This window comes from Mesorhizobium robiniae (assembly GCF_040545535.1).
Classification (GTDB): Bacteria; Pseudomonadota; Alphaproteobacteria; order Rhizobiales; family Rhizobiaceae; genus Mesorhizobium; species Mesorhizobium robiniae.
The window spans coordinates 1-20,317 of record NZ_JBEPMC010000025.1; the positions used below are offsets into that span (position 1 = coordinate 1).

Genomic DNA, 20,317 nt, shown 5'->3' on the forward strand with positions numbered 1-20,317 from the left:
TCTGCTCTTCAGAGAAGCGGCTACGTTTCATGTCCTGGTCCTCTCTATGGGCCAGAACGAACTTCAAACCGGATTAGATCAGAGGGGCAAGGTCAACAAAGACAACGAGCCAAGGCCTTCCCAGGCAACCGGATGGACAGAGAATTGGGAGCCGCAAAGGTCCGCATCTCATGTCCGCCATGCCGGCCGATGTTGCGTCGGCCCAAACCAGGAAACCATGCACCAGTTTTCTTCCAAAGGAGCAATAGTGATGACCGTTACAAAGAAGGTTCCCTTCGTCACCTTTCGCACGCGTGTTCGTGATGAGAACGTTGAGGGGCCAAATCCATACCGCTGGGAAGACAAGACATCCGACGACTATTTCGGGGGCAAGCGGGTCGTCCTGTTCTCGCTGCCTGGCGCCTTCACCCCGACCTGCTCGACCTACCAAGTGCCCAATTTCGAAAAGCTCTATGACGAGTTTGCGAAGGAGGGCATTGACGCGATCTACTGCGTCTCCGTCAACGATGCCTTCGTCATGAATGCGTGGGGGAAGAGCTTGGGCCTGCAGAAGGTCGAGCTCATTCCGGACGGCTCAGGCGAGTTCACGCGCAAGATGGGCATGCTGGTCGCCAAGGACAATCTCGGCTTCGGCATGCGCTCCTGGCGCTACGCCGCCCTGATCAACGATGGCGCGGTGGAGCAGTGGTTCGAGGAAGAAGGTTTCTCCGACAACTGCGAGGCCGATCCTTATGGTGTCTCATCCCCGCAAAACGTCCTTGAAACACTGAAGGCCGCCGCATGACGGGGGCAACGTCTCGCCGATCCCATTACGCACGGCCAAGAGCCTCCCCACACCGGATATGAGGGCTAACCATGCAATCCTCAGCAAGCCTGCTTCAACGCCAGAAGCAATCTATGGTAGCATCGCCTCAGCTGATTGCGTCGATCCGCTTGCTGCAACTGGCGCGTGCCGAACTGCATCAGTTCGTGGAGCAGGAACTCGAGAAGAACCCGCTTTTGGAGCCTGCTTCAAACGACGGCGAGCCTTTTGGCGATGTTTTGCCGATGTCGGGGGAGGATCAGATCGGCGCACGCGAAAACGACATTGATAGACCGACGAGCGCCGGGGCCTCCGAACGGCTCGGGGATTGGAAATCGCTGCGCAACACGACGAACAACCCGCCGGGTAATCGCCCTACCTTGGACGAGTTTACCACCTCCACCGAAACATTGCACGACCATGTCGCTGGCCAGATCGCGCTCACGCCATTCACACCGCAGGAGCGGCTGATTGCTGGCCAGCTTGCCGCTCATCTGGAAGACACCGGCTATCTTCAGGCACACCTTTCGGAGCTGGCCGAGCGCCTAAAGGCCCGGGAGGCCGATCTGGAGCGGGTTCTCGCAACCTTGCAGCAATTTGATCCACCGGGGATTTTTGCTCGAACTCTCAGCGAATGCCTCGAGATACAGTTACGCCAGCGAGACCGGTTCGACCCGGCGATGGCAGCCTTGGTTGCCAATCTCGAGCTGCTTGCACGACGCGATTTTCAGGCATTGAAGCAGCTTTGCGGCGTCGATCAAGAAGACCTTCTCGACATGTTGCATGAAATCCGTGCGCTCGATCCCAAGCCTGGAAACCGATTCCAATCCGGAGCGCCGGAATCCATCATACCCGACGTCTGGGTCACACCCTCGCCGGGAGGAGGATGGCAGATCGAACTTGATCCCGACACGTTGCCCAAGCTGCTGATCAACCAAACCTACTTGGCCGAAGTCTCGCGTCAAACCGACCAAAATCCGAAAGATCAAGCATTTCTCAACGAATGCCTGCAAAACGCGAACTGGCTGATCCGCAGCCTCGATCAGCGCGCCAAGACAATTCTTAAGGTTACGGCTGAAATCGTCCGACAGCAGGGTGCCTTCTTGGAACATGGCGTCGCCCATCTGCGGCCTCTCAATCTCAGGACTGTCGCCGAAGCGATCAACGTGCACGAGTCGACCGTGAGCCGGGTGACCTCAAACAAGTACATGCTAACCCCACGCGGAGTGTTCGAACTGAAGTATTTCTTCACTGTCGCACTTGTCTCCTGTCAAGGCGGCGAGGCGCACTCCGCGGAAGCTGTCCGCCACCGGATCAAAGCGATAATTGCCGCAGAATCCCCGGGTGACGTGCTCTCCGACGATGACATCGCTGTCCGGCTGAAGAAAACCGGCATCGATGTCGCGCGCCGTACCGTCACAAAATATCGCGAGGCGATGAACATCCCCTCCTCCGTACAACGGCGCCGGGAAAAGCGCTTATGGCTCAGCGGCAATCAGGGCACGGCGCCTGGTACCGCTGACCAAAGCGGCGCTTAATCCAAAGCGATCCCGTTCTTGATCCGTGCGAGGCGACTTTCGCCTTCTTCCGGGCCGAAGCAGCTTTCGAAATCGTTGCATTCCCGGCAACTCGGTGTGGTGCATAGGGAAAAACCTTCAGCCTCGCAGAGCTTGCGGTAAAAGTACTTCTTCCATCTCATGTTTTTGGTATTGCCAGCCGCCAGCGTCGGGAAATGCGTGGCAAGCAAGCGGCTGACCTCGGCCCGATTGAAAAGGCCAAGGTCCTGCCACAGATGGTCATTGCGCATGGCACGCCGGGCGATGATCTTGGCGAACCGGACGCTCGCGAGGTCGCCCGGCCGGGCATGCGCCAAAAGCAGGCCGCACAGGAGTTCTTCCTCCAGATCCGGCTCGGCCTCGTCCACCTCTTCCAAAGCGAATGCTCCGATAGGGATAGCAGGGAAGCCGCCGGACAGGACATCGCGCAGCTCGGCGCGCGAAAGGCCGGTTGCTTCCGTTGCCGTCGCCTCGCCGGCCTCGAGTTCCTCGAGCGCACATGAAAGCACACAGGCAAGCACATGCTGGTCAAATCCGCTTTCCAGCTCGATCCGCAGCCGTTGGCGGTCGATGAACCAGCCATAGTGACGGGCGAACATAGGTGCCATTCTCCTCTGGTTTGTCCCATCAAGCCATGCCGCGACCGGGTCCGCCGCAACAGGGCGTCTGTCAGTTCTTCGGGCAGACGAGGGCGCAGACTGGGCAGCCAATGCAGCCGCGCAGCGGTCGAGAACCATGATCATGCGATTGAGCTCGCCGGCGACATCGCCCTCGCCGTCGCGGGCGCCGAGAATTTCACCCGCGTCATCGAAGCTGTAACGATGCAAGACCGCGCGCGAGCAGACGTTGAAACAGCGGCCGCAGCCCATCCAGGTCATGCCGTCGGTCGCGGTCAGATATCGCGGCATTCGTCTGGAGCCGTCGCGGGTGACGAAAGCGCTATGCATCGGGAATTCTCCGACGCACCGAACTCTCTCGCCCTTGCTGAGTACCCGTCGTGCGAACGCTTTGCTGAAGCCGGCATCCTCGCCGTGCGAGCGGCATGCCAAACGCCGCCTGCGGCTAGGGGCCAGGGAACAGTCGACGGAGGCTGGGCACCGCATTCGTTTGAATTCCCTTTCTGACTTCGACCCCGAGTCTATCGCGAGCAGCGACCCCCAGACGCTCCGTGCCCTGGTGTTGACCGCGCTTTGAAACGATCAAGCAGCAGAGGTGAGAGTTCAAGCCGTTGCGGTCAACCGCCGGCATGCGCGAGCGACTTGTTGATCGCTGGAATGATCTTGTCGCCCCAAAGCTCGATCTGCCGCAGCATCGTCTTCTGGTCGAAATCCCCCAATTGGGTCTGAATAGCGATCTGGTCCGGTTTCAAGATATCGATTTCTTCCAGCAGGCGATCAATCACGCGATTCACGCTGCCGATCGGCAGGTTCTGGCGCAGAGTTTCGAATGAGAGATCCTGCTGCGTGGGCGTTTCCTGCAGGAGATAACCGTCCAGGCTCTGCTGGCGGCGCTGATGCAGTGCTTCGGACAGCCGGCGCTGGAAGCGGGCATTGTCGAGATAGCTGTTGATCTCGGCCTCGTCGTCGCTGGCATAGCAGCAACGCAGCAGAGATAACTTGGCGTCCGTGACATTCTTGCCTTCGCAAGCCGCCGTCTTCTCGATTGTTTCGCGCAGCGCGCTCAAGGTCTCCAAGCCGTTGTGGAATGCTGTGACAAAGAAATTGTGTCCTTCGCGATAGGCCCGGCCTATGCGTGCTGGCCCGCTGGCGATCCAGATCGGCGGGGTCGGCTTCTGGACGGTGCGCACCGAAATCGCCGTCGGGGGTATGTTCTGATACTGGCCGTTGTGCTCGAAGATGTCTTGGTTGAGGCCCTTCAGAAGGATGTCCAAGTGTTCCGAAAAGAGGGCCGGCGCCTCCTCAATATTCACGCCGAAGCGCTCGAACTCGAATTGCTGGTATCCCGAGCCGACGCCGAGCTCGAGACGGCCGTTCGCGACGATGTCGGCGAAGCCGATCTCGGAAAGCAGGCGTTGCGGTTGATAGAGCGGTAGCACGCACACAGCAGTGCCCAGGCGAATGGTGCTCGTCACGCCGGCGCAGTGCGCCACCATCATCAAGGGCGAGGGAATCAGGCTGTAGTTGTTGAAGTGGTGCTCCGCGAACCACGCGGTACCGAAGCCTGCCTGCTCGGAAACGACGGTCTGTTCGATGGAGTTGCGGATGACGCTGTCGCACGATTGATGATAGCCGCGCTGGGCGGCCAGGATGAAGGTCGCGAATTCCATGGTGTGTCCTTGTCTTACAAAGGGAGTTTGCCGATCGGAGGATGCGCTGGGCATGCGCATCAGGCGTTGGCCGCGATGTCGATCCAGCCCTTCGCGTCGGCGTGGTCCTGCGGCAAACCGCGCGCCATTCGGCGGTTGCAGGCGCGCGCGGAGCGGTTGAGCTGCTTCGACCGGTGGGGACCTTTTCGTCATCGCCGAAGATGACATCTTCGATCGCAGGCAGTGCGGCGGCACGCTGCCGGGGCCTTTAGCCTGGACGTCCTTCGCTTCGATGAGCCGCAGCCCATGGCTTGGCGAAAAGTCGACAATCAACGCGCGGCCTCCGCTAAATACTCGCTATCGAGTTCGCTGGCGTTTCCCGCATCGCCGAACGAGGTCCAGCCGCCGTCGACGTAGAGGATGGAGCCGTTGACGTATGAGGCGTCAGACGAGGCCAGGAAGAACGCCGCCTCAGCGACGTCTTCCGGCTGTCCCATCCTCCCCATCGGGATGCGTCGTCTGATCGCTCTCGCGTCGATGCGGCCGACCTTCGCCAACTGAGCAACCCCGGCCGTGCGGATGTAGCCAGGAGCGACGGTTGCAGTCCGAATGCCGACCGGCCCGAGTTCGGCCGCCATGCATCGGGTCAGAATGTCCAACCCCGCCTTGGAGGCGCCGTAGGCATGGCGCGACGCCACTGGCAGAAAGCTGTTGATCGATCCAAGGTTGAGGATCACGCCGCCAGGGCACATCGCCTTGATTGCCTCGCGCATACAGGTGAAGGCGCCGATTAGATTGACGTCAAGGACGTGTTCGATCTGTTGCGGTATCTGTTGGGTTCCCGACAACGAGGTGTCGGTGACCGCAGCACCGTTGACGAGGACATCGATGCGCTCGAAGCGTCCTCGCACCTCCTCGAACAGCGCCACCACCTCGCTCTCGACGGTCACGTCCACGGATTTGGCCGGGTTCTCGCCGTCGAGCGCTGCAGCGAGCTCTGCCGCTGCAGCGCCATCTTTATCAGCAATCACGACGGTATCGCCGTTCGCGGCAAAGCGGCGAACGACCGCCGCCCCTATGCCGTTTGCGCCACCCGTGACGAGCACGATCCGCGCGTCGGTGCGTTCGGCCGGACGGCAGAGTTCGGCCAGGGGCGTCCCATCCACCGGCGGGTGCGCATCCCCCGGCTGGTTGAATTGCACCCAGCCGCCGTCGACCGCCAGCACGGATCCGGTGATGTAGCGCGCCTGCGGGCTGGTCAGAAAACGCACCGCGAGGGCAATCTCGTCCGGGCGCGCCAAGCGCCCCATCGGCACCCGGCGCCGCACTGCCGCCAGGTCCATCTTGCCCACGCGTTCCAGTTTTGCCAACATCGGCGTGCGCACGTAGCCCGGCGCTACCGCCGTCACGCGAATGTCGCGAGAAGCCCACTCGCATGCAAGCGACTTGGTCAACGAGATCAGCCCCGCTTTCGAGGCTGCGTAAGCGTTGCGCTTGGGATTGGCGACCAAGCCCGACATCGAAGCGACGTTGACGATGGCGCCGCCCGGACTCATGCGCCTCGCCGCTTCGCGGGCCATGACGAACGGTCCAATCAAGTTTACTGCCAGGCCGAGCCGGAAGGCGTCAACACCAGTGTCGACCGTCGCAGCCATGGTGGGTCCCGTCGCTGCGTTGTTGATAAGGACGCCGATCCGCGCGAACTGTGCTTCGATCCGGCCGTAAAGCGCGAGGATATCCTCCTCTCGCGAGACATCGCATTCGATGCCGAAATGCGGGTGGCCGAGACGACGGGCCAGTTCAACGACGCCGCTGCCAGGAAGGTCCACCGCAACAACAGTGTCTCCATCCCTGGCATGAATATCGACCAGAGCACGGCCGATCCCGCCCGCGGCGCCCGTAATGACGACAATGCGTCCTGCCTGCTTCATGAGAATTTCTCCGCGACGAACCCCAGCGATCTCAGCCCATCAACGTTGGGCGGCAAATGATGCGTCGCGGGTAAGCAGCACGTCCTGATGACGGCCAGTTGCAGGCCCGGATAGACGACGTGCGTTCCGGCAGCGGCCCACTCCCGATTTGGCAGCCGAACCTGGTGAGGGACGAGGATAGGGCTGGCCTCGATGGGCGACGCTGCCGAGGTCCCGCACATCGATAACACAAGCGTCGGGGCCGGGCTCATGGTGTGGACAGAACGCTGTCACGATCACGCCGTCGCGGGCAGAAAGGCATGCTGTCGGACGTATCGTCATCGGCCAGGCTTGCACAGGGATCGGTGTGGCCTTGCAAAATTGTCGTAGTCTGTTGTTCCCCCCGGCGGTGCGGCGTTCGAACCTTTGAAGGCATCATGGCGAGAAGGAATGCGACGCTTCCCGAGCTTGTAGACCGGATCATCCGGATGTGGTGCTCCAATCGGCTGTCGAGGGCCGAACCGTTCTGCCTCAAGGACCGCTGGTGGGATCTGCTCCTCGAGCCAATCGTAGACCACTGTCCGTTCGGCAATGCGCCACTCTCCTTCCCTCTTCTGAAACAGATCGCAGTAACGGCCGCATAGGAGCGTCTGGCGCACTTCTCCGCTTTCGTCCGGTGCGCGTTGCAGCCCGGTAAAATAGCTCTCGACGGCCGCCTCTGCCGAGCCAATAAATTCGATCAGGATGTTCGTGATCTGATGGATGTTGCGCGGTCCGGTCTTGAAGACACCGAGCGCAAACTGGATGAAGCCCTCTGCCGAGCCGCAATAGGCCCCGTGATTGTCATGTGCATCGGGCCAGTACGCGCTGCGCAGCGCCGCCTCATCCGCGCGGTCTATCCCGCGGCAATACCGATAGAGGCAGTCGCGGATCGCCTCACGGTGGAGTAGTTCGGTAATTTTCGTCTGGCCCATCGGCTCTGTCACTCATTCTGTGATTGGAAAACGTGTTTCGCGAACCTCGCCCGGCCGTTTGCGCATCGTGGGGCTCACCTCTCGATGCCGGAGCTGCCGCCTGCACAGTTGGATGAGGACAGTGATGGGACAGAGGCCGCGTGCCACCCTTTCTTCCGTGTGCGGTCACATGGTCCCCCTTCAAGCGCGCCAGGCTCTCGGTTGAATGACGTCCGATTCAACCCGAGCAGCCAGGGCGCGGCCGAGTTCCAGCGCACGTTCGGGGCAGGATCGCGCGCCTCGCGATGCAAGCAGTTCCTGGCCTTCCGCAACTTCAATGTCACCGGACAGGATGTAACCATCTTCATCAAGCTTGAAGATATCCGGCGCTTGCGCCGCGCATCGCGCGTGACCCTGGCATTTGGAATTTTGGACGATGATACGCATGCCGCTGCCTCCATTGTCTGTGCCCCCGGCTCGGGGCGGGGCTTGGTCAGGACCAGTCCAGGATCAGATTTTCGATCCCGAACACATGGCCGCCGCAGGTGATGGGTGCCGTGCCCTTCTTGATCCGGAAGGCCGGTATGCGCGCCAGCCACTCCTCCAGGCCGATGATAATCTCCCGCCGGGCCAGGTGTGAGCCAAGGCAACGGTGGGGACCATAGCCAAAGGCGGCGTGGCGGTTGTCCTCTCGCGCCAGATCGATCGTGTTTGGGCAACCAAATTCCGCCGGGTCACGATTGGCAATCATCGTGGCGCAGGAAACATAGTCCCCCTTACGGATCGGCGCGCCTTCGAAGTCGATATCTTTTGTTGCAACGCGGATCAACTGAATGGGCGGATAGGCGCGCAGCAACTCTTCGGCTGCGAGCGCGATCCGGTCCGGTTCGCTGCGCAGCAGTTCCTGATCCTTGAGGTTGCGTGCGAGATAAGCCAGGTCAAAGCCTATCGCTGCTGCGACCGTGTCAAGTCCCGCGACGAACACAAGCACGCCGATGCCACGGATCTCCTCGTCGGTCAGCCGGCGGCCCTCGACCTGTGCCTGCACGATGAAGGTCATGAGATCGTCTACCGGCTCCTTGCGGCGATTGGTTGCAAGTTCATCGATGAACGTCACAATCGTCCGGGCAGCCACAGGTCGTTTCACACCGTCGCCGTGGAGCAGGTCTTTCGCCCATCCAACAAATGTGTCGAGCCGGTGATCCGGCAACCCCAAAAAGCGAAGGAAGATGCTGACCGTGAAAGGAAAGGCAAACTCCTTCATGACATCGCAACTTGTGCCCGATGCGGCGATACTATCGATCAGCGTGACCGCTCGCTCGCGGACAGCCGGCTCCAACACCCTCACCCGCTTTGGCGAAAGCAGCGGACTGAGCAGTGAGCGAAAGACGCCATGGGCCGGCGGATCCAGTTCAAGCGGGATCGTCGGCCAGGTTTCGCCTAGCACGGAGGAGAAGATGCTGCGATGGCTGGAAAAGGTTTCAGTGTCCTGCAGCACCTTGCGCTGGTCTGCGGCGCGGGTGATGACCCAGGTCCCCCGGCCATCTTGCGTGTTGTAGGGGGAATAAAAGATCGGCGGCCCGTCATGGGCGCAAGCGACAGCTGCATGCGGATCCCCGTTGGGCGTCGGTGACATGCCTGGTGACGTAAACAGGCTGAAGTCCCTCACCATTTCGGGCGGGACATGATCTGGAACCAGGTTTGTCGTCATTCGGTTTCTCCTGAACGTCAGGTGTACCTGCGCTCGATTGAGACTGCACGGCCGGTCATGAAGTCGATTGCCGACGGGTGGTAAAATTCCCGCTCAGGCGCGATGAGGTTCTGTTGCGAGGTGCAGCCGATCTGCGCACCGGCGCGGATGAGACCGGTCGCGAATTCAAGCGGCAAGGGCAACCACGTCGTCTTCAGGTCCTTGAGGGACCGCGCCGTCTTATACGCACTGATTTTGAGAGGCTGTTGTATCACCGCTGAACTCCGTGAGGCCTTCTGACGTGCCGTGTGACAAAACCATCGAGGCAAGTTGCGTGCCGGATTGGCGCACTGACGGCGCTGCACGACTTCTGCGTACGAGCGGCCCGGCCCCGTGCCACCCTTTGGGGTCTGGCTTTCGACATTCTCGTCCAGTTTCAGACACGGCATGGGTTGCGGGTAGACGCCGCACGGAGGAGCAATGAAAGGAACCTCAACCATGCAAACCCCGCGAACCGACTAGAGGAGCGGTGGGTGTGTAGCTGAAATATCATGCCTGCTGCGAGACTTCCTTGTTCGAGATATGGAAGGCTCTCCTATTCGGTTGACGAATGGAGGGGCTAGGCTGTGCCAAACGATCAAATTCCTAAACGGGATCGCCGAAAAACGGCGTCTCCACTTTCAAGTGCGCAGCAGCCTATGGGCCATGTTAGGTGACGCGGTTAGACACCACCAAAACGCTGATGGCCGCTCCCCTCTACCGCCACTCTAGCACAGCGTTTCTATCCCCCATGGCGGGACAGCGCCCCGCGAGTGATTGGGTAGCAACCGCCACCGAGCCTCGTGAGTGAGTCGATCTATCCTGTCTGCACGGTCATGCGTGCCCCGATCCCGTCCGGACGCTTGAAAATACGCGGCTCAGTCGCCGTCCGGATTGAGCGGTGCGAAGTCCAGACGACAACCCAAAGGCCGGGTGCCTCCATGGCTCAATGCGCTCCCCCTCGATGGGGGAGCAGTGTTTTCCAGTCCCGGCACAGGCAACAACGGCGCGACACCGTGGCGGTCAACGGAAGGCCACGCTCGGGTTCAGGTAACGTTGCGGACAGCGAAACGGCCGACGGCCTCGCCGAGGCGTTGCGTTTTAGGTCAGTGCTGTCATATGAGTCTCTGGATGGCCACGCTTGTGCCCGGAGACGCCATGGGGGTCGGGCGGGATCTTGGCGCACCGAAAGCGATGTCTTTTCAGTGGCCTGTCCCGGCTTTGGTACTTTTTACTACCAAGCCGCTTGATGCTCGCTGTTTCCTATGCCTGGAGCGGCGCGCCAATGCCGTCAGCGAACACCTTTGCAACTTTGCTAGCGCTCGGGATTCTCCCCTCGATCTGCGGATTCTACTGCACAATTCGCGCTGTTCAGCATATCGAGGCTTACAAGACGCAAGTCATCGAATCGAGCGAGCTGTTCTTTTCCGCCCTCTTCGCAGCCGTTTTCTTCGGCGAATGGCTCACAGGTACAGGAATGCTTGCGGCATTGGCCATCATTGTCGGTGCGTTGATCACATCCATGCCTGAGCGCCGTGTCATCTCCAGGCAAGTTCGCCCAATTGCCGAAAGGGAGTAGGGAACCGTCCTTGTGGCAGGCTCCACGCAAAGCGAATAATGATCTACGCCATCGAATTGCGAACCTCCTTGATAGGGCCTCCGGAAACGCGCTCATCCTGATTCCAACCGTTTGGCTGGCGATTCCCCCGCCCCTGCCCGCTGTCGGGTCGGTTTCCAAAATACATCTAGCTCCGCAAGCTGGCGCTCAGTGTCTTTCACGACCTCATCGACATTCATCCCGGATTTGACAGCGATCAACGCTGCCAGGATCTCGCTTGCGGCCACAGCCGGTGCGATACTTTTGAAGAAGGATTGAGAGCTGCTGGTTACAATAACGCTTTCCTTGGCCGTACTGGCGAGCGGGGATACCCTGCTGTCGGTGATGGCAACGACAGCTATGCCTTGGCGCGCTGCATGCCTCACCGTTTCGATGGTTGCACGACAGTAGGGCTCAATCCCTACCGCCAGCACTGCGTCGCCTTTGCCAGCCCCTCGCAAGGCATCGATACCGAGACCCCCGGCCGCATCGAGAACGACCGCCTGCCGGCCAAGCCGCGACAGCGTGTAGGCAAAATGCTGCGCCACCGGATACTCTCCGCGAAGCCCAAGGCTGAACAGGTTTCGGCTCGCCGCAAGGACACTCGCAGCAGCCATCAGCTGCATCGCGTTCTCGACTTCCCCGAGCCTTGCGATTTGCGCTGTCAGCGTGGCCGCGACGACTCCAACCATCGAGCAACCGCCATCACCATCTTCCCGACGCCCCGGCAGCGCCGGCTCCGCAGACGTGCGGATCGCCTTTGCATAAAGGCTGCGCATGTCCTCGTAGCCGTCCAGGCCGACCCATCGCGCCAGCCTCATCATGGTCGTGTGGGACACACCCGCCAAATGCGCCTGCTCGCGCATCGACATCAACGCAACGTCCTGCGGATGATCCAACACAAATCGGGCAGCCAGCTGGAGCTGCCGCGGCATCCTTTCGAACCGGTCGACCAAAACGCCGGCCAAAGGGCCCTTTTCCATACCGCTCCACCGCGTTCGCCCGGCCGAAAGATCCTTCGATGTCGTGGAAGGAACACTCGATGTTAGTCTCAAATGAACTTTCATCCTGAACGCACCACCCTGATGCCGAGCTACCCAACCCATTTGGGAGAGCAATTTGCATTCCTTTCGACGAAGCTTGTTCGCACTGAGTTCGGTGTCGTGAGGCACTGCGGGGCGACAGGGGCTGATGACAAGCTGCTGCGAAGTTGTTAGTCGTGTGCGGTACGGTTCCGAGCCAATGCCAAGCTATAGCGTTCGGGCTGACGCACTCGGTTCGGCCGTCCCGTCAAGCGCGAGCGACAGGTTGAGATTGTTACGCAACATCTGATTTCCTGGTTCTGTTTTGAGGGCTTGCCGGTATAGTGCTTGTGCCGCGTCGTGCCGGCCCTCAAGATCGAAGACAACTCCCTTCGCGTTCAATGCGCGCAAATTATTTGGTGCCGCAAGCAGGACGTTGTCGAGTATCTGAAGCGCCTCACTCTCGCGTTTCTGCGCCACCAGGGCCTTCGTAAGACGGATCGCCGCATCGACATTGCCCGGTTGCTGCTTCAGCTCATCCTGCAAAGCTCGCTCGTCAGTATCTGGACCAACAGCGCGCGCAATGCGTTCGCGCATAGCCGGATCGATATCCTTGGCACCGAGCAAATCCGGCGGCGCCGCCTCCTTCACTGACAGACCTGACTTATTCCAGCTTGAGCAAGCGCTGAGAGGCACTATGGTGAGTATAGCGAAGACAATCGAGGCCAGACGAAATGACCGCAGCCGTATTGCGTGTAAATTTTGGTATGACTTCATGCTATTCTCACCTGTGATCGCGTCCTTTGTTCTTGTCAGCTGGCCGAAGCGCGCGGGTTACGACGTTCGTCTGACATTACTTTATTCGGTTCAGCCATGAGCTTGACGGATCCAATGGGCTGAATCGTAAAGTCGGAGGCGAGGTCCTGATAAGACAACACAGCGAGATCGATGCCGTTGCGGGTGAGAAAACCACGGACGAAGCGTCGGACATCCATTGAAGCCAATATGACGGCGCTGGTCTGCCCTGGCGCTATGCTCGACTGGATCTGACGCATTTGCGACACCAGCATCTCGCTTTGCCAATCCTCGAGTACCAGGTACGGCCCGACGGCCGAATCGCGTATCGCACCGCGCACCACATCCTCAGTTTCACGTTCGATGATGAAGGCAGGCACAATACGCTGGGCATTCGCATAGCGGTGGCAGATCTGCCGTTTCAGACCGGAGCGAACATATTCCGTGAGAAGCGCAACGTTTTGCTCACGTTCGCTCCATTCGGACAAAGCCTCCAGGACCAGCCGTGTGTTACGGATCGGGATGCCCTCATCCAGCAGGCGGCGCAGCACATCGGCAATCCGGGGGATCGGCGTCGTGCGTAGCACCTCCTTCACCAGCTCGGAATATTCCTTCTCCATTCGACCAAGCAATTCGCGCGTCTCCTGGATACCCACCAAGCGTTGTGCATAGCGCATTAGCGTCGCATGGACGCGCAAGGCGAGGAGTTCACTAGGACGGTGATGCCCGATACCGGCGGCATTGAGAGCCGGTGCATGGCTTTGTTCGATCCAAATCCTGTCCGTCTCTGGGTCATGCCGAAACGGGATGTCACTCAATTCAATGTTCGCCAGATCGTCGGTAAGCGCGAGCTGCGTCGGATCAATCAAACCCTGTTCAACCGGCACGCCCTCAACATCTATCCGGAATTCCGACTCGGGCAACTGCTGGTCGGCCGTGAAACGGATGGGGGGGACGATTATGCCGAGATCAGCAGAGACCAGTCCCGAAACGCGTGCGATGTGCTGTTGCAATTCGTCCTTGTCGAGAGCCTGTGTCAGGCTAGGCGCAAGGAATAACGCGATCGGACGTGCCTCCGCAGGTGCGGCTTCGGTGTCAGGCTGCGCTGGACCTGTCGTTGTGGAAATGACCTTGTCGGCGCCTTGGAGATCACCGCTGACAAAGCTTGCCGCCGCGAAGACCGCGGCCAGGACGAGAAAGACGAGCAGCGGAAAGCCAGGAACAAAACCCATCACAACCAGGACGCAGGCCGCCAGCCGCAACGCTCGCTTACTGGCGGTCAGCTGGTTGACTATGTCGGCACCAAGATTGAGTCCCGCCCCCCCACTGACACGAGTGACCATGGTCGCCGCTGTAATTGAGAGCAGCAGCGCCGGAATCTGCGAGATCAACGCATCACCGATCGTCAGTAGAGTATATTGATGCAGTACATCGCTAAAGGACATGCCCTTCGAGAGAAGGCCGATGGAGATACCACCCAGCATGTTGATGCAGATGACCACCAGCCCGGCGATGGCATCGCCCTTCACGAATTTCATGGCCCCGTCCATGGCGCCATAAAGTTGGCTTTCTCTCTCCAATGCGGCGCGCCGCCGGCGAGATTCGTTCTGATCGATATGGCCGTTCCGTAGCTCCGCATCGATCGCCATTTGCTTGCCCGGCAGAGCGTCGAGCGTGAAGCGCGCCGCCACTTCTGCCACGCGTTCGGCGCCCTTGGCGAGGACCATGAACTGCACCATGGTCACGACCAGGAATATGACAACGCCTACGGCGATATTGCCAGATATGACGAAATCGCCGAACGTGTAGATGATGCTGCCGGCCTCCCCCTCAGCCAGAATTAATCGCGTCGTTGCGATGGTGAGCGCCAGACGGAATACCGTGGAAATCAAAATGACGCCCGGCAAGGAGGAAAAATCAATTGGCGTGGCCACGTACAGCGCAACCATCAGCAGCAGTATGGCGAATCCCAGATTGAATCCGATCAGCGTGTCGATCGCTACAATCGGGATCGGAATGATCATCATTCCGATCGCCAGAAGCAGTATCAACGCGACCATCAAGTCCGGGTTGGCCGGCGCTCGCGAGATGAAGTTACGCAGGACGTTGGTTATGGGGACCATTCTTATGACTGTTCGACAAGAACTGTGCTGCCACGCAGTGAGACGTAGCTTTGGAAAACCGCGCGCGCCTCTTCCATCCGGCCGGCCCGCCGCAGGGCATGGCTACGCATGAGAGTCAAAGGGAGGCGCGAAGACGGCTGCTCATCAAGTATGTCCAGTCTATCCAGGATCGTTAGTGCTTCATCGCCAAGACCCTCCGAGATGAGGGCGTACGCGAGAATGCGCAGCAGATCGACCTCTTGAGAATTGGCGTGAGCGGCAAGCCGCAACAGAGCCAAGCTATGTGCGCTCTGCCCACATGCAAGGTGAACATAGGAAAGTGCACAGAGCAAATCGCGCGCCTGCTCGGAGATCAAGACATCACCGGTTTTGGAAACGTCTATTGGCGGGAGTGTGCTTCGTTCGACTGACATCGCTAGCCCTCGATCAAGCTGTTCCGGTTCTGCCGGAGCAGGATCAGCCGCTGCAACTCGTCTTTCAGGACGGCAACGCCGTCACGCGACACCAAATCCTCAGGAGCGGCCGCCAGCGTGTCAACCAAGCCTTGCAGAAGAACACAATGCTTCTCCGCGCGCAGCACGTCCGGATAACGCAGCCGTGGCGTGACGAAGGAGAGTTGCTCTTGTGCGAGATTGTGGCCATCAAGGGGGACCAATTCCGCGCGTGGGTTGACCACGTTGATCCGGGCGCGCAATTCGTTAGGACTGACGCGCGTGATTGCGTCGACACCACCAACCTCCGGCACACCGTTGATCGCCAGCGGAAGATCCCGCGTGTGCGTTTCCCGCCCAATCGACGCGTGCTTCTTGTCGCCATTTGAATGAGCACCATTGATCTGCTTGTCAATCGCTTGACGGATGGCAGGCTCTATTGTTGATTCACGGTCATCGATGTTGAACCTTTGTGGAGAGGTGCCGGGCCCGACAGGGTGGCTAGGCAGCTTGACCATGACATCTTCCTTAATAGGCCTGCGAAAATAAGGTCTCCGAATTGGAGACTTTAATAGGGGAGAGCAGCAAACTGGCCATTTCGGCTCAGCAGCACACGACTCTCCTCGATTCGATCGATAATCCATCCATCATCTAGGAGGGCACCGACGAAATACTTTTGGCCACCGATCAGGACGTACGGCAGGACTCCACGCCAAACAGCTTCAACGGCGATTGAAGATGGCGCCTTCTCCTCTTTGATAGCCACTCCGCTCACCAGTGTCAGCTCACCATTCGTACGATGATCGAACCACTGCTGGACCTTCTGCCATCTGGCGACCAAGGCAGGAATAACTGTTCCGTTGGCGGTCACAACACCGTTTGCGGAGGCGATTTTTATATTGAGCAGGCCCGCTCTTTCAACTTCCTGCTGCAGCGCCTGTGCCGCCGCCTGGGCGGCTTGACCATCAGGGTGGTTGATGGTTGGCTCGGGTGCAGGCTCGGCGTCGGGTGAATTGGTGCTCAATGCATCGGCGCTGCCGTAGTTGAAGAAAATGGTTGAGAGAATGCCGACCCCGAGCAAGCCGACTATCAGTATGGCGAGCAGCGGAATTGAAAGGCGCGGTATGCCAATCGAACCGGGTTGTGCTGCATCCGGTGCCGACCAGAGAATGGACATCGTGCCCGCATGAATGACCACAGGAAGAGGAACGACAACGCGCTCGCCTGCGGCAATATCGTCGCGCCCCTCGATGCTGATTCCGGCCGCAACGGCCTCGACCTCAGCCTCGATAGAATTGCGAAGAAAACTGATGCGAAAATGATGCGGCTCGAGTCGTTGCTCGACGAAGACCATATCGGCATCGAGGCCACTGCCGATCAGGTTCGCTCCAGAAGCGGAATTTCCGGTCAGTCCGGAATAAAGTCCGGATAGCACTTCGAAATGAAGGGAAGCGGCATCATTCACCGATAATCTCCTGAACAGGAGAGAGCCGCACGGCAGCTGCCATGCGGCTCATTTGACTTCATACAGCGCACCGCCGCCAGGACGGCATATGCGGGGCGCCCACTTCCAACATCACTGAACCCGCTCGTCGGCCACCTTCTTGATTGACCCGAGTTCGGTCGTGACAGTGCGCATCGTCACGCTCCTCTGCGTCGCCTCCAAGCTGACAGCCGTCAGCTGCGCGATTTGCGCCTGGAAAGCGAGTTCACCAGCGCCCTTTGCAGCTATATCCGTTCCAACTGCAGCGGCCGCGCCGGCTACGGCACCAACTTTACCAACCATGTTGCTTCACCTTTCTGTTTCAGATTGCCGCCATTGACGGCTTGCGTCTCCTGACGTCGGACCATCCGGCGTCAGGCACCTTCTTCTGTTTCCTCCAGAGCATCGTCGAGATCACCCATGGAGTCGTTCACAATTTGAATTGCCACCGACCTGAGAGCCGCATCGAAGGCTTCCTTTTGAGCTGCACCTTGCCAGTCATTCCCGGAAACGGCCGCACCATCTTCATGGCCGCTTGCGCCATGACCGCGCGTGTCACCCGGTTTACTCTGGCTAGAATGCTCGGCGGGCGCGTCCTGCCGTGGTCCATGAGCACCTCCGTGACCCGTTCGGGCCAAGGAAACACCAATGCCACCAACCCCTCCAATTCCAATCATCGGGCGCTCCTCTGATCTTCGTTTGCATGGCCATCAACAGACGGCGAAGCCATGTGACGTTTTGATGATACGAGCGCCAGCTTTCGAGAAGCTGACGAGTTTCAGAAAAGTCGGCGCTGCGACAAAATGGTGGTTGTGCGCAAGCTGGGGCCTCCACACATGAGGCTTCTTCAATGACCCCTCTAACGGGCCTCATTTGACCTACAAGGAGCGAAAATCACCTATCTTCGACGAAACAATCAACGCGATAACGCGTACCAAATTCGAAGACCTCGTGGCGGGGAAAAATATTCCCGCGCATCACCAGTTTCGCGGACAAGCGACACGTCGATGCCCAAGCCGCGTTCAGACATGCTGTCTTGAGATCGCGAAGGCCGAGGCCAGGGACCAGCGCACGCAAAGCAGCACACACGGTCAAGCTGGCCTCCCTTATGCGGGTGGCGACTGGCAATGCGCGAGGTCGCCGATCGTCAGCAGTGCTGACGGGTGTCTCACTATGAGCTTCTCCGTTACTGTGGGGTGCCAGATTGACAGCCATGCGCTGTGGCGAGCATGCCGGAACACTCTCATCCTTCGCCTCGTCGACGGAGTCGATGGAAAACCAGCAAACCGATCCAGTTGTCTTCCTCCAGGTTTCGAACCTTCGAATATCTTCGGTGCCAAGAGCATAGGAGCTGCAGAGTAACCTGCAATCGGTATGATTGCGCCCAATGGAGTGGGGGACATCACGAGCAGGGAGAACCCCTTCGGCGACCATAGCTCGCTGACACGTACGACCTTATGATCGGCGGAATGAACGCATATCGCTCGCGCCAAACCGCACGGCAGCGGCTTTGGCGGTTTTTGTTCGGAGTGTCACACCGGCGTTGCACTTGGACATTATTCGGAAGACGCGCTGTTGGTGAACGCAGGTTGACGCGCGTCCTCCCAAGACTTGCCCCTCCGGTCCCTGTCGGAGGGGTTTGTCCTGTTTCGCTTTGAGAGTTGCAATATCTCGATTGCATCCGTGGCGTGCCGCCGAGGCACCCAGTTCCCGCCATACGCAACCTCTTCATTCCACCTCGCGCAAGACGCTCAGCGACTCAGGATCCATCTTCATCGTCTGAACGCAATGGCGGAGTGGAAGGCCGCGAGTGCGGTCAGCTGACAGAGCACACCGCTTCAGCGCGTTTATACGCAGACAACGTGAGAGCGCCCGGCTATCCTCAGCGCTCTCGCGCAGCCGCCACCAACACGGTGTCCGCACTGCCGCAGATCCATATCAGCTAAAAATCTGCCAAAGCAGTGCTAGCGCCCGGAACGCTCGTACCCCGAACTTTCACGTCTCGTCTATTTGACGTAATTCCTATAAGATCCCATTCGGCGGTCTACATAAAGTCATCGTCGCAGGAATCCGCCGCCGTGGTTACGACACTCTCGGTATCGCTGCCTTCACTATCGTCCGCCTTGGAGAGGTACATGGCAGGTTTGCCCGCACGCTGCCATTCACCGTCACTGTTCTTCGTCCACTTATCGGGATGCTGGGTGGGGTCTAGTACCATGTTAAAGTCATCCACCGCGACAAAACCCATCGCCATTGCGCGCTCTTTCGCTTGTGGGTTTGCGGGGCAAGAATTGAGCAATGGTCTGTCGCCGTCGAGTCGAAGTTGATGCTCCAGCAGAATGTCTCCTGCGTTCTCGACAAGCGGGTGCGTAACCCGCAAATCTACGATGGATGTCACCTCAGTTCGCCCAGGAAAAAGTTCTCGCCACTTTTCCCCCTCGAACAGATTACCCATGCTATCTCCGCCTTCGGTTCTAAGAAGCCCGACACTTTGGCTGCCCAATTGATAGCTGAAATACCGTGCCTGCTCTGTATCAAACCTGGTGGTGCCGTATTGGTCAGCAATTTCCACCGTTCGCCTGGCTTTGGAGGAAAGGGAAGTCGAGTACTCTTGTGGCTTCGACGCGATATGCACCATTTCATCGCCATAAAAGGCCTTCGCTTTTTTCTCGAATGAAGAGCGAGATATCTCCACCACAGGAGGTCGGGGAACGAGGGCATACGATGGCGTTGCCGCTGATGAAGAAGACAGGGGCGCCGCTGAAGAAGAACTAGCGCGGGACTCCCGTGCTTCTAAGTGCATAACTGCAAGTATTTCGGCAAAGCCGTGGCCGCCGCTACCGGCTTGCGCAGAGCTGGTCGCCGACCATCTCGCGTTGTCAACGTCGCCTGCACGCGCGGATTGGGTATTGGATGAACAACTGATCCGGCTATGCATGCTTCGCGTTCCTATCGGCAGAGTTTTCCACTGAGTGGGGGGTGACTCCAGCGGAATGATAGTCAGCCTTGCTGACCGCAAGCTGACCACAAGCTGACGATACGCGTTGAGCGTCTGCATCACGCTTCTGCGCGATGGTCAGGTTATGGCGATCCCGCCAACGCACTCCGCTCACGTGACAGGGGTTGCAGATTGCTTTCGCGGGTGTAGGCCTTCGTCGAGCGCGAGCGACAGGTTGAGATTTTTGCGCAACATGTGATTGTCTGGGCCTATTCAAACAGGCGGTGTCACAGGCTGAAGCCAGGCCGGACGCGCAGTGGTCAGGGTCCGCAGCGCCCCGGCCTGGCGTTCTGATGGGCCCCGACATGACCACGATCAGAAGCAAGCTCTCCGCGGTAACAACCGGCCGATTACCCTGCCATTCCTAGTCCAGGAGCCAGTAATCCGCGTTAATATGGGCGTCGGTGAGCCAATGGGGCCGAGCGCGAGCCCGCTGCGACCGTGGAGCGACGCGATCGGGACCCAAAGCCCCGACCTGAGCGTCAGACGGTGTGCGCGGGAACCCGGGAGCATGATTGGCAGCTTCATGCCGCTCCCTTGATGTTAGCGGGTGCCTGCGCGGTTGTCGCCCGCCTCGGGGCACAGGTGGGCGTGCAGGGCGCTCACGCATGGATCGACGTTCTTTCTATCTTGCTGGTGGGGTGGGACGACG

Annotated in this window: 19 protein-coding genes; 3 read left to right on the forward strand and 16 right to left on the reverse strand. The window is 59.4% G+C overall.

Annotated elements, in window-relative coordinates; genetic code table 11:
• The first annotated feature begins 250 nt into the window (after positions 1-250).
• Together ABID19_RS33890 and rpoN are read left to right on the forward strand one after the other, a co-directional pair.
• On the forward strand, positions 251-784 hold the full coding sequence (locus tag ABID19_RS33890) for a peroxiredoxin (RefSeq protein ID WP_263807149.1): 534 nt from the start codon (positions 251-253) through the stop codon (positions 782-784).
• Between the two features lie 71 nt (positions 785-855).
• Positions 856-2,340, forward strand: coding sequence for an RNA polymerase factor sigma-54 (gene rpoN / locus ABID19_RS33895; RefSeq protein WP_263807150.1), 1,485 nt, complete (start codon positions 856-858; stop codon positions 2,338-2,340).
• Here the strand turns inward: rpoN and ABID19_RS33900 are convergent.
• From ABID19_RS33900 to ABID19_RS33930, 7 genes are all read right to left on the reverse strand, one after another.
• The gene (locus ABID19_RS33900; RefSeq protein WP_263807161.1) at positions 2,337-2,957 is read right to left on the reverse strand and encodes a nitrogen fixation protein NifQ; all 621 of its coding nucleotides are present in this window, start codon (positions 2,955-2,957) and stop codon (positions 2,337-2,339) included. The genes rpoN and ABID19_RS33900 overlap by 4 nt on opposite strands.
• Before the next feature lie 635 nt (positions 2,958-3,592).
• Positions 3,593-4,645 carry an LLM class flavin-dependent oxidoreductase gene (locus ABID19_RS33905; RefSeq protein ID WP_263807162.1) on the reverse strand — a complete coding sequence of 351 codons (1,053 nt, stop codon included), beginning with the start codon at positions 4,643-4,645 and terminating at the stop codon, positions 3,593-3,595.
• Positions 4,646-4,953: 308 nt separating this feature from the next.
• Entirely contained in the window at positions 4,954-6,555 is a 1,602-nt protein-coding gene (locus ABID19_RS33910; protein ID WP_263807151.1) for an SDR family oxidoreductase, read from the reverse strand.
• Positions 6,556-6,872: 317 nt separating this feature from the next.
• Positions 6,873-7,508, reverse strand: a complete 636-nt coding sequence (locus tag ABID19_RS33915; protein ID WP_263807152.1) for a nuclear transport factor 2 family protein — start codon at positions 7,506-7,508, stop codon at positions 6,873-6,875.
• Between the two features lie 180 nt (positions 7,509-7,688).
• On the reverse strand, positions 7,689-7,934 hold the full coding sequence (locus ABID19_RS33920; protein WP_263807153.1) for a ferredoxin: 246 nt from the start codon (positions 7,932-7,934) through the stop codon (positions 7,689-7,691).
• A gap of 46 nt (positions 7,935-7,980) precedes the next feature.
• Positions 7,981-9,198: a cytochrome P450 gene (locus ABID19_RS33925; protein WP_263807154.1), complete on the reverse strand. Its 1,218-nt coding sequence runs from the start codon at positions 9,196-9,198 to the stop codon at positions 7,981-7,983.
• A 17-nt stretch (positions 9,199-9,215) separates the two neighbouring features.
• Complete coding sequence (locus tag ABID19_RS33930) at positions 9,216-9,677, reverse strand: hypothetical protein (RefSeq protein WP_263791837.1); 462 nt, start codon at positions 9,675-9,677, stop codon at positions 9,216-9,218.
• A gap of 680 nt (positions 9,678-10,357) precedes the next feature.
• On the opposite strand from ABID19_RS33930, the gene ABID19_RS33935 reads away from it, so the two are divergent.
• The gene (locus ABID19_RS33935; protein ID WP_263807155.1) at positions 10,358-10,795 is read left to right on the forward strand and encodes a DMT family transporter; all 438 of its coding nucleotides are present in this window, start codon (positions 10,358-10,360) and stop codon (positions 10,793-10,795) included.
• Between the two features lie 92 nt (positions 10,796-10,887).
• Here the strand turns inward: ABID19_RS33935 and ABID19_RS33940 are convergent, their stop codons facing one another.
• The 9 genes from ABID19_RS33940 to ABID19_RS33980 form a co-directional block, all read right to left on the reverse strand.
• Positions 10,888-11,781: a MurR/RpiR family transcriptional regulator gene (locus ABID19_RS33940; protein ID WP_354494826.1), complete on the reverse strand. Its 894-nt coding sequence runs from the start codon at positions 11,779-11,781 to the stop codon at positions 10,888-10,890.
• Between the two features lie 282 nt (positions 11,782-12,063).
• Positions 12,064-12,612, reverse strand: coding sequence for a tetratricopeptide repeat protein (locus ABID19_RS33945; RefSeq protein ID WP_263807157.1), 549 nt, complete (start codon positions 12,610-12,612; stop codon positions 12,064-12,066).
• A gap of 35 nt (positions 12,613-12,647) precedes the next feature.
• Positions 12,648-14,744 (reverse strand): type III secretion system export apparatus subunit SctV, encoded by a 2,097-nt coding sequence (gene sctV / locus ABID19_RS33950; RefSeq protein WP_263807163.1) that lies wholly within the window; start codon positions 14,742-14,744, stop codon positions 12,648-12,650.
• A gap of 11 nt (positions 14,745-14,755) precedes the next feature.
• Complete coding sequence (gene sctY, locus ABID19_RS33955; RefSeq protein ID WP_263791831.1) at positions 14,756-15,166, reverse strand: type III secretion apparatus assembly chaperone SctY; 411 nt, start codon at positions 15,164-15,166, stop codon at positions 14,756-14,758.
• Positions 15,167-15,168: 2 nt separating this feature from the next.
• Positions 15,169-15,702 (reverse strand): hypothetical protein, encoded by a 534-nt coding sequence (locus ABID19_RS33960; RefSeq protein ID WP_263807158.1) that lies wholly within the window; start codon positions 15,700-15,702, stop codon positions 15,169-15,171.
• Between the two features lie 50 nt (positions 15,703-15,752).
• On the reverse strand, positions 15,753-16,649 hold the full coding sequence (locus ABID19_RS33965; RefSeq protein ID WP_263807159.1) for an FHA domain-containing protein: 897 nt from the start codon (positions 16,647-16,649) through the stop codon (positions 15,753-15,755).
• 111 nt (positions 16,650-16,760) lie between these two features.
• Entirely contained in the window at positions 16,761-16,970 is a 210-nt protein-coding gene (locus ABID19_RS33970; protein ID WP_006199585.1) for a hypothetical protein, read from the reverse strand.
• 71 nt (positions 16,971-17,041) lie between these two features.
• The gene (locus ABID19_RS33975; RefSeq protein ID WP_263791826.1) at positions 17,042-17,344 is read right to left on the reverse strand and encodes a nodulation protein NopC; all 303 of its coding nucleotides are present in this window, start codon (positions 17,342-17,344) and stop codon (positions 17,042-17,044) included.
• 1,367 nt (positions 17,345-18,711) lie between these two features.
• On the reverse strand, positions 18,712-19,725 hold the full coding sequence (locus ABID19_RS33980) for an Effector protein NopP (protein WP_263807160.1): 1,014 nt from the start codon (positions 19,723-19,725) through the stop codon (positions 18,712-18,714).
• Between the last annotated feature and the right edge of the window lie 592 nt (positions 19,726-20,317).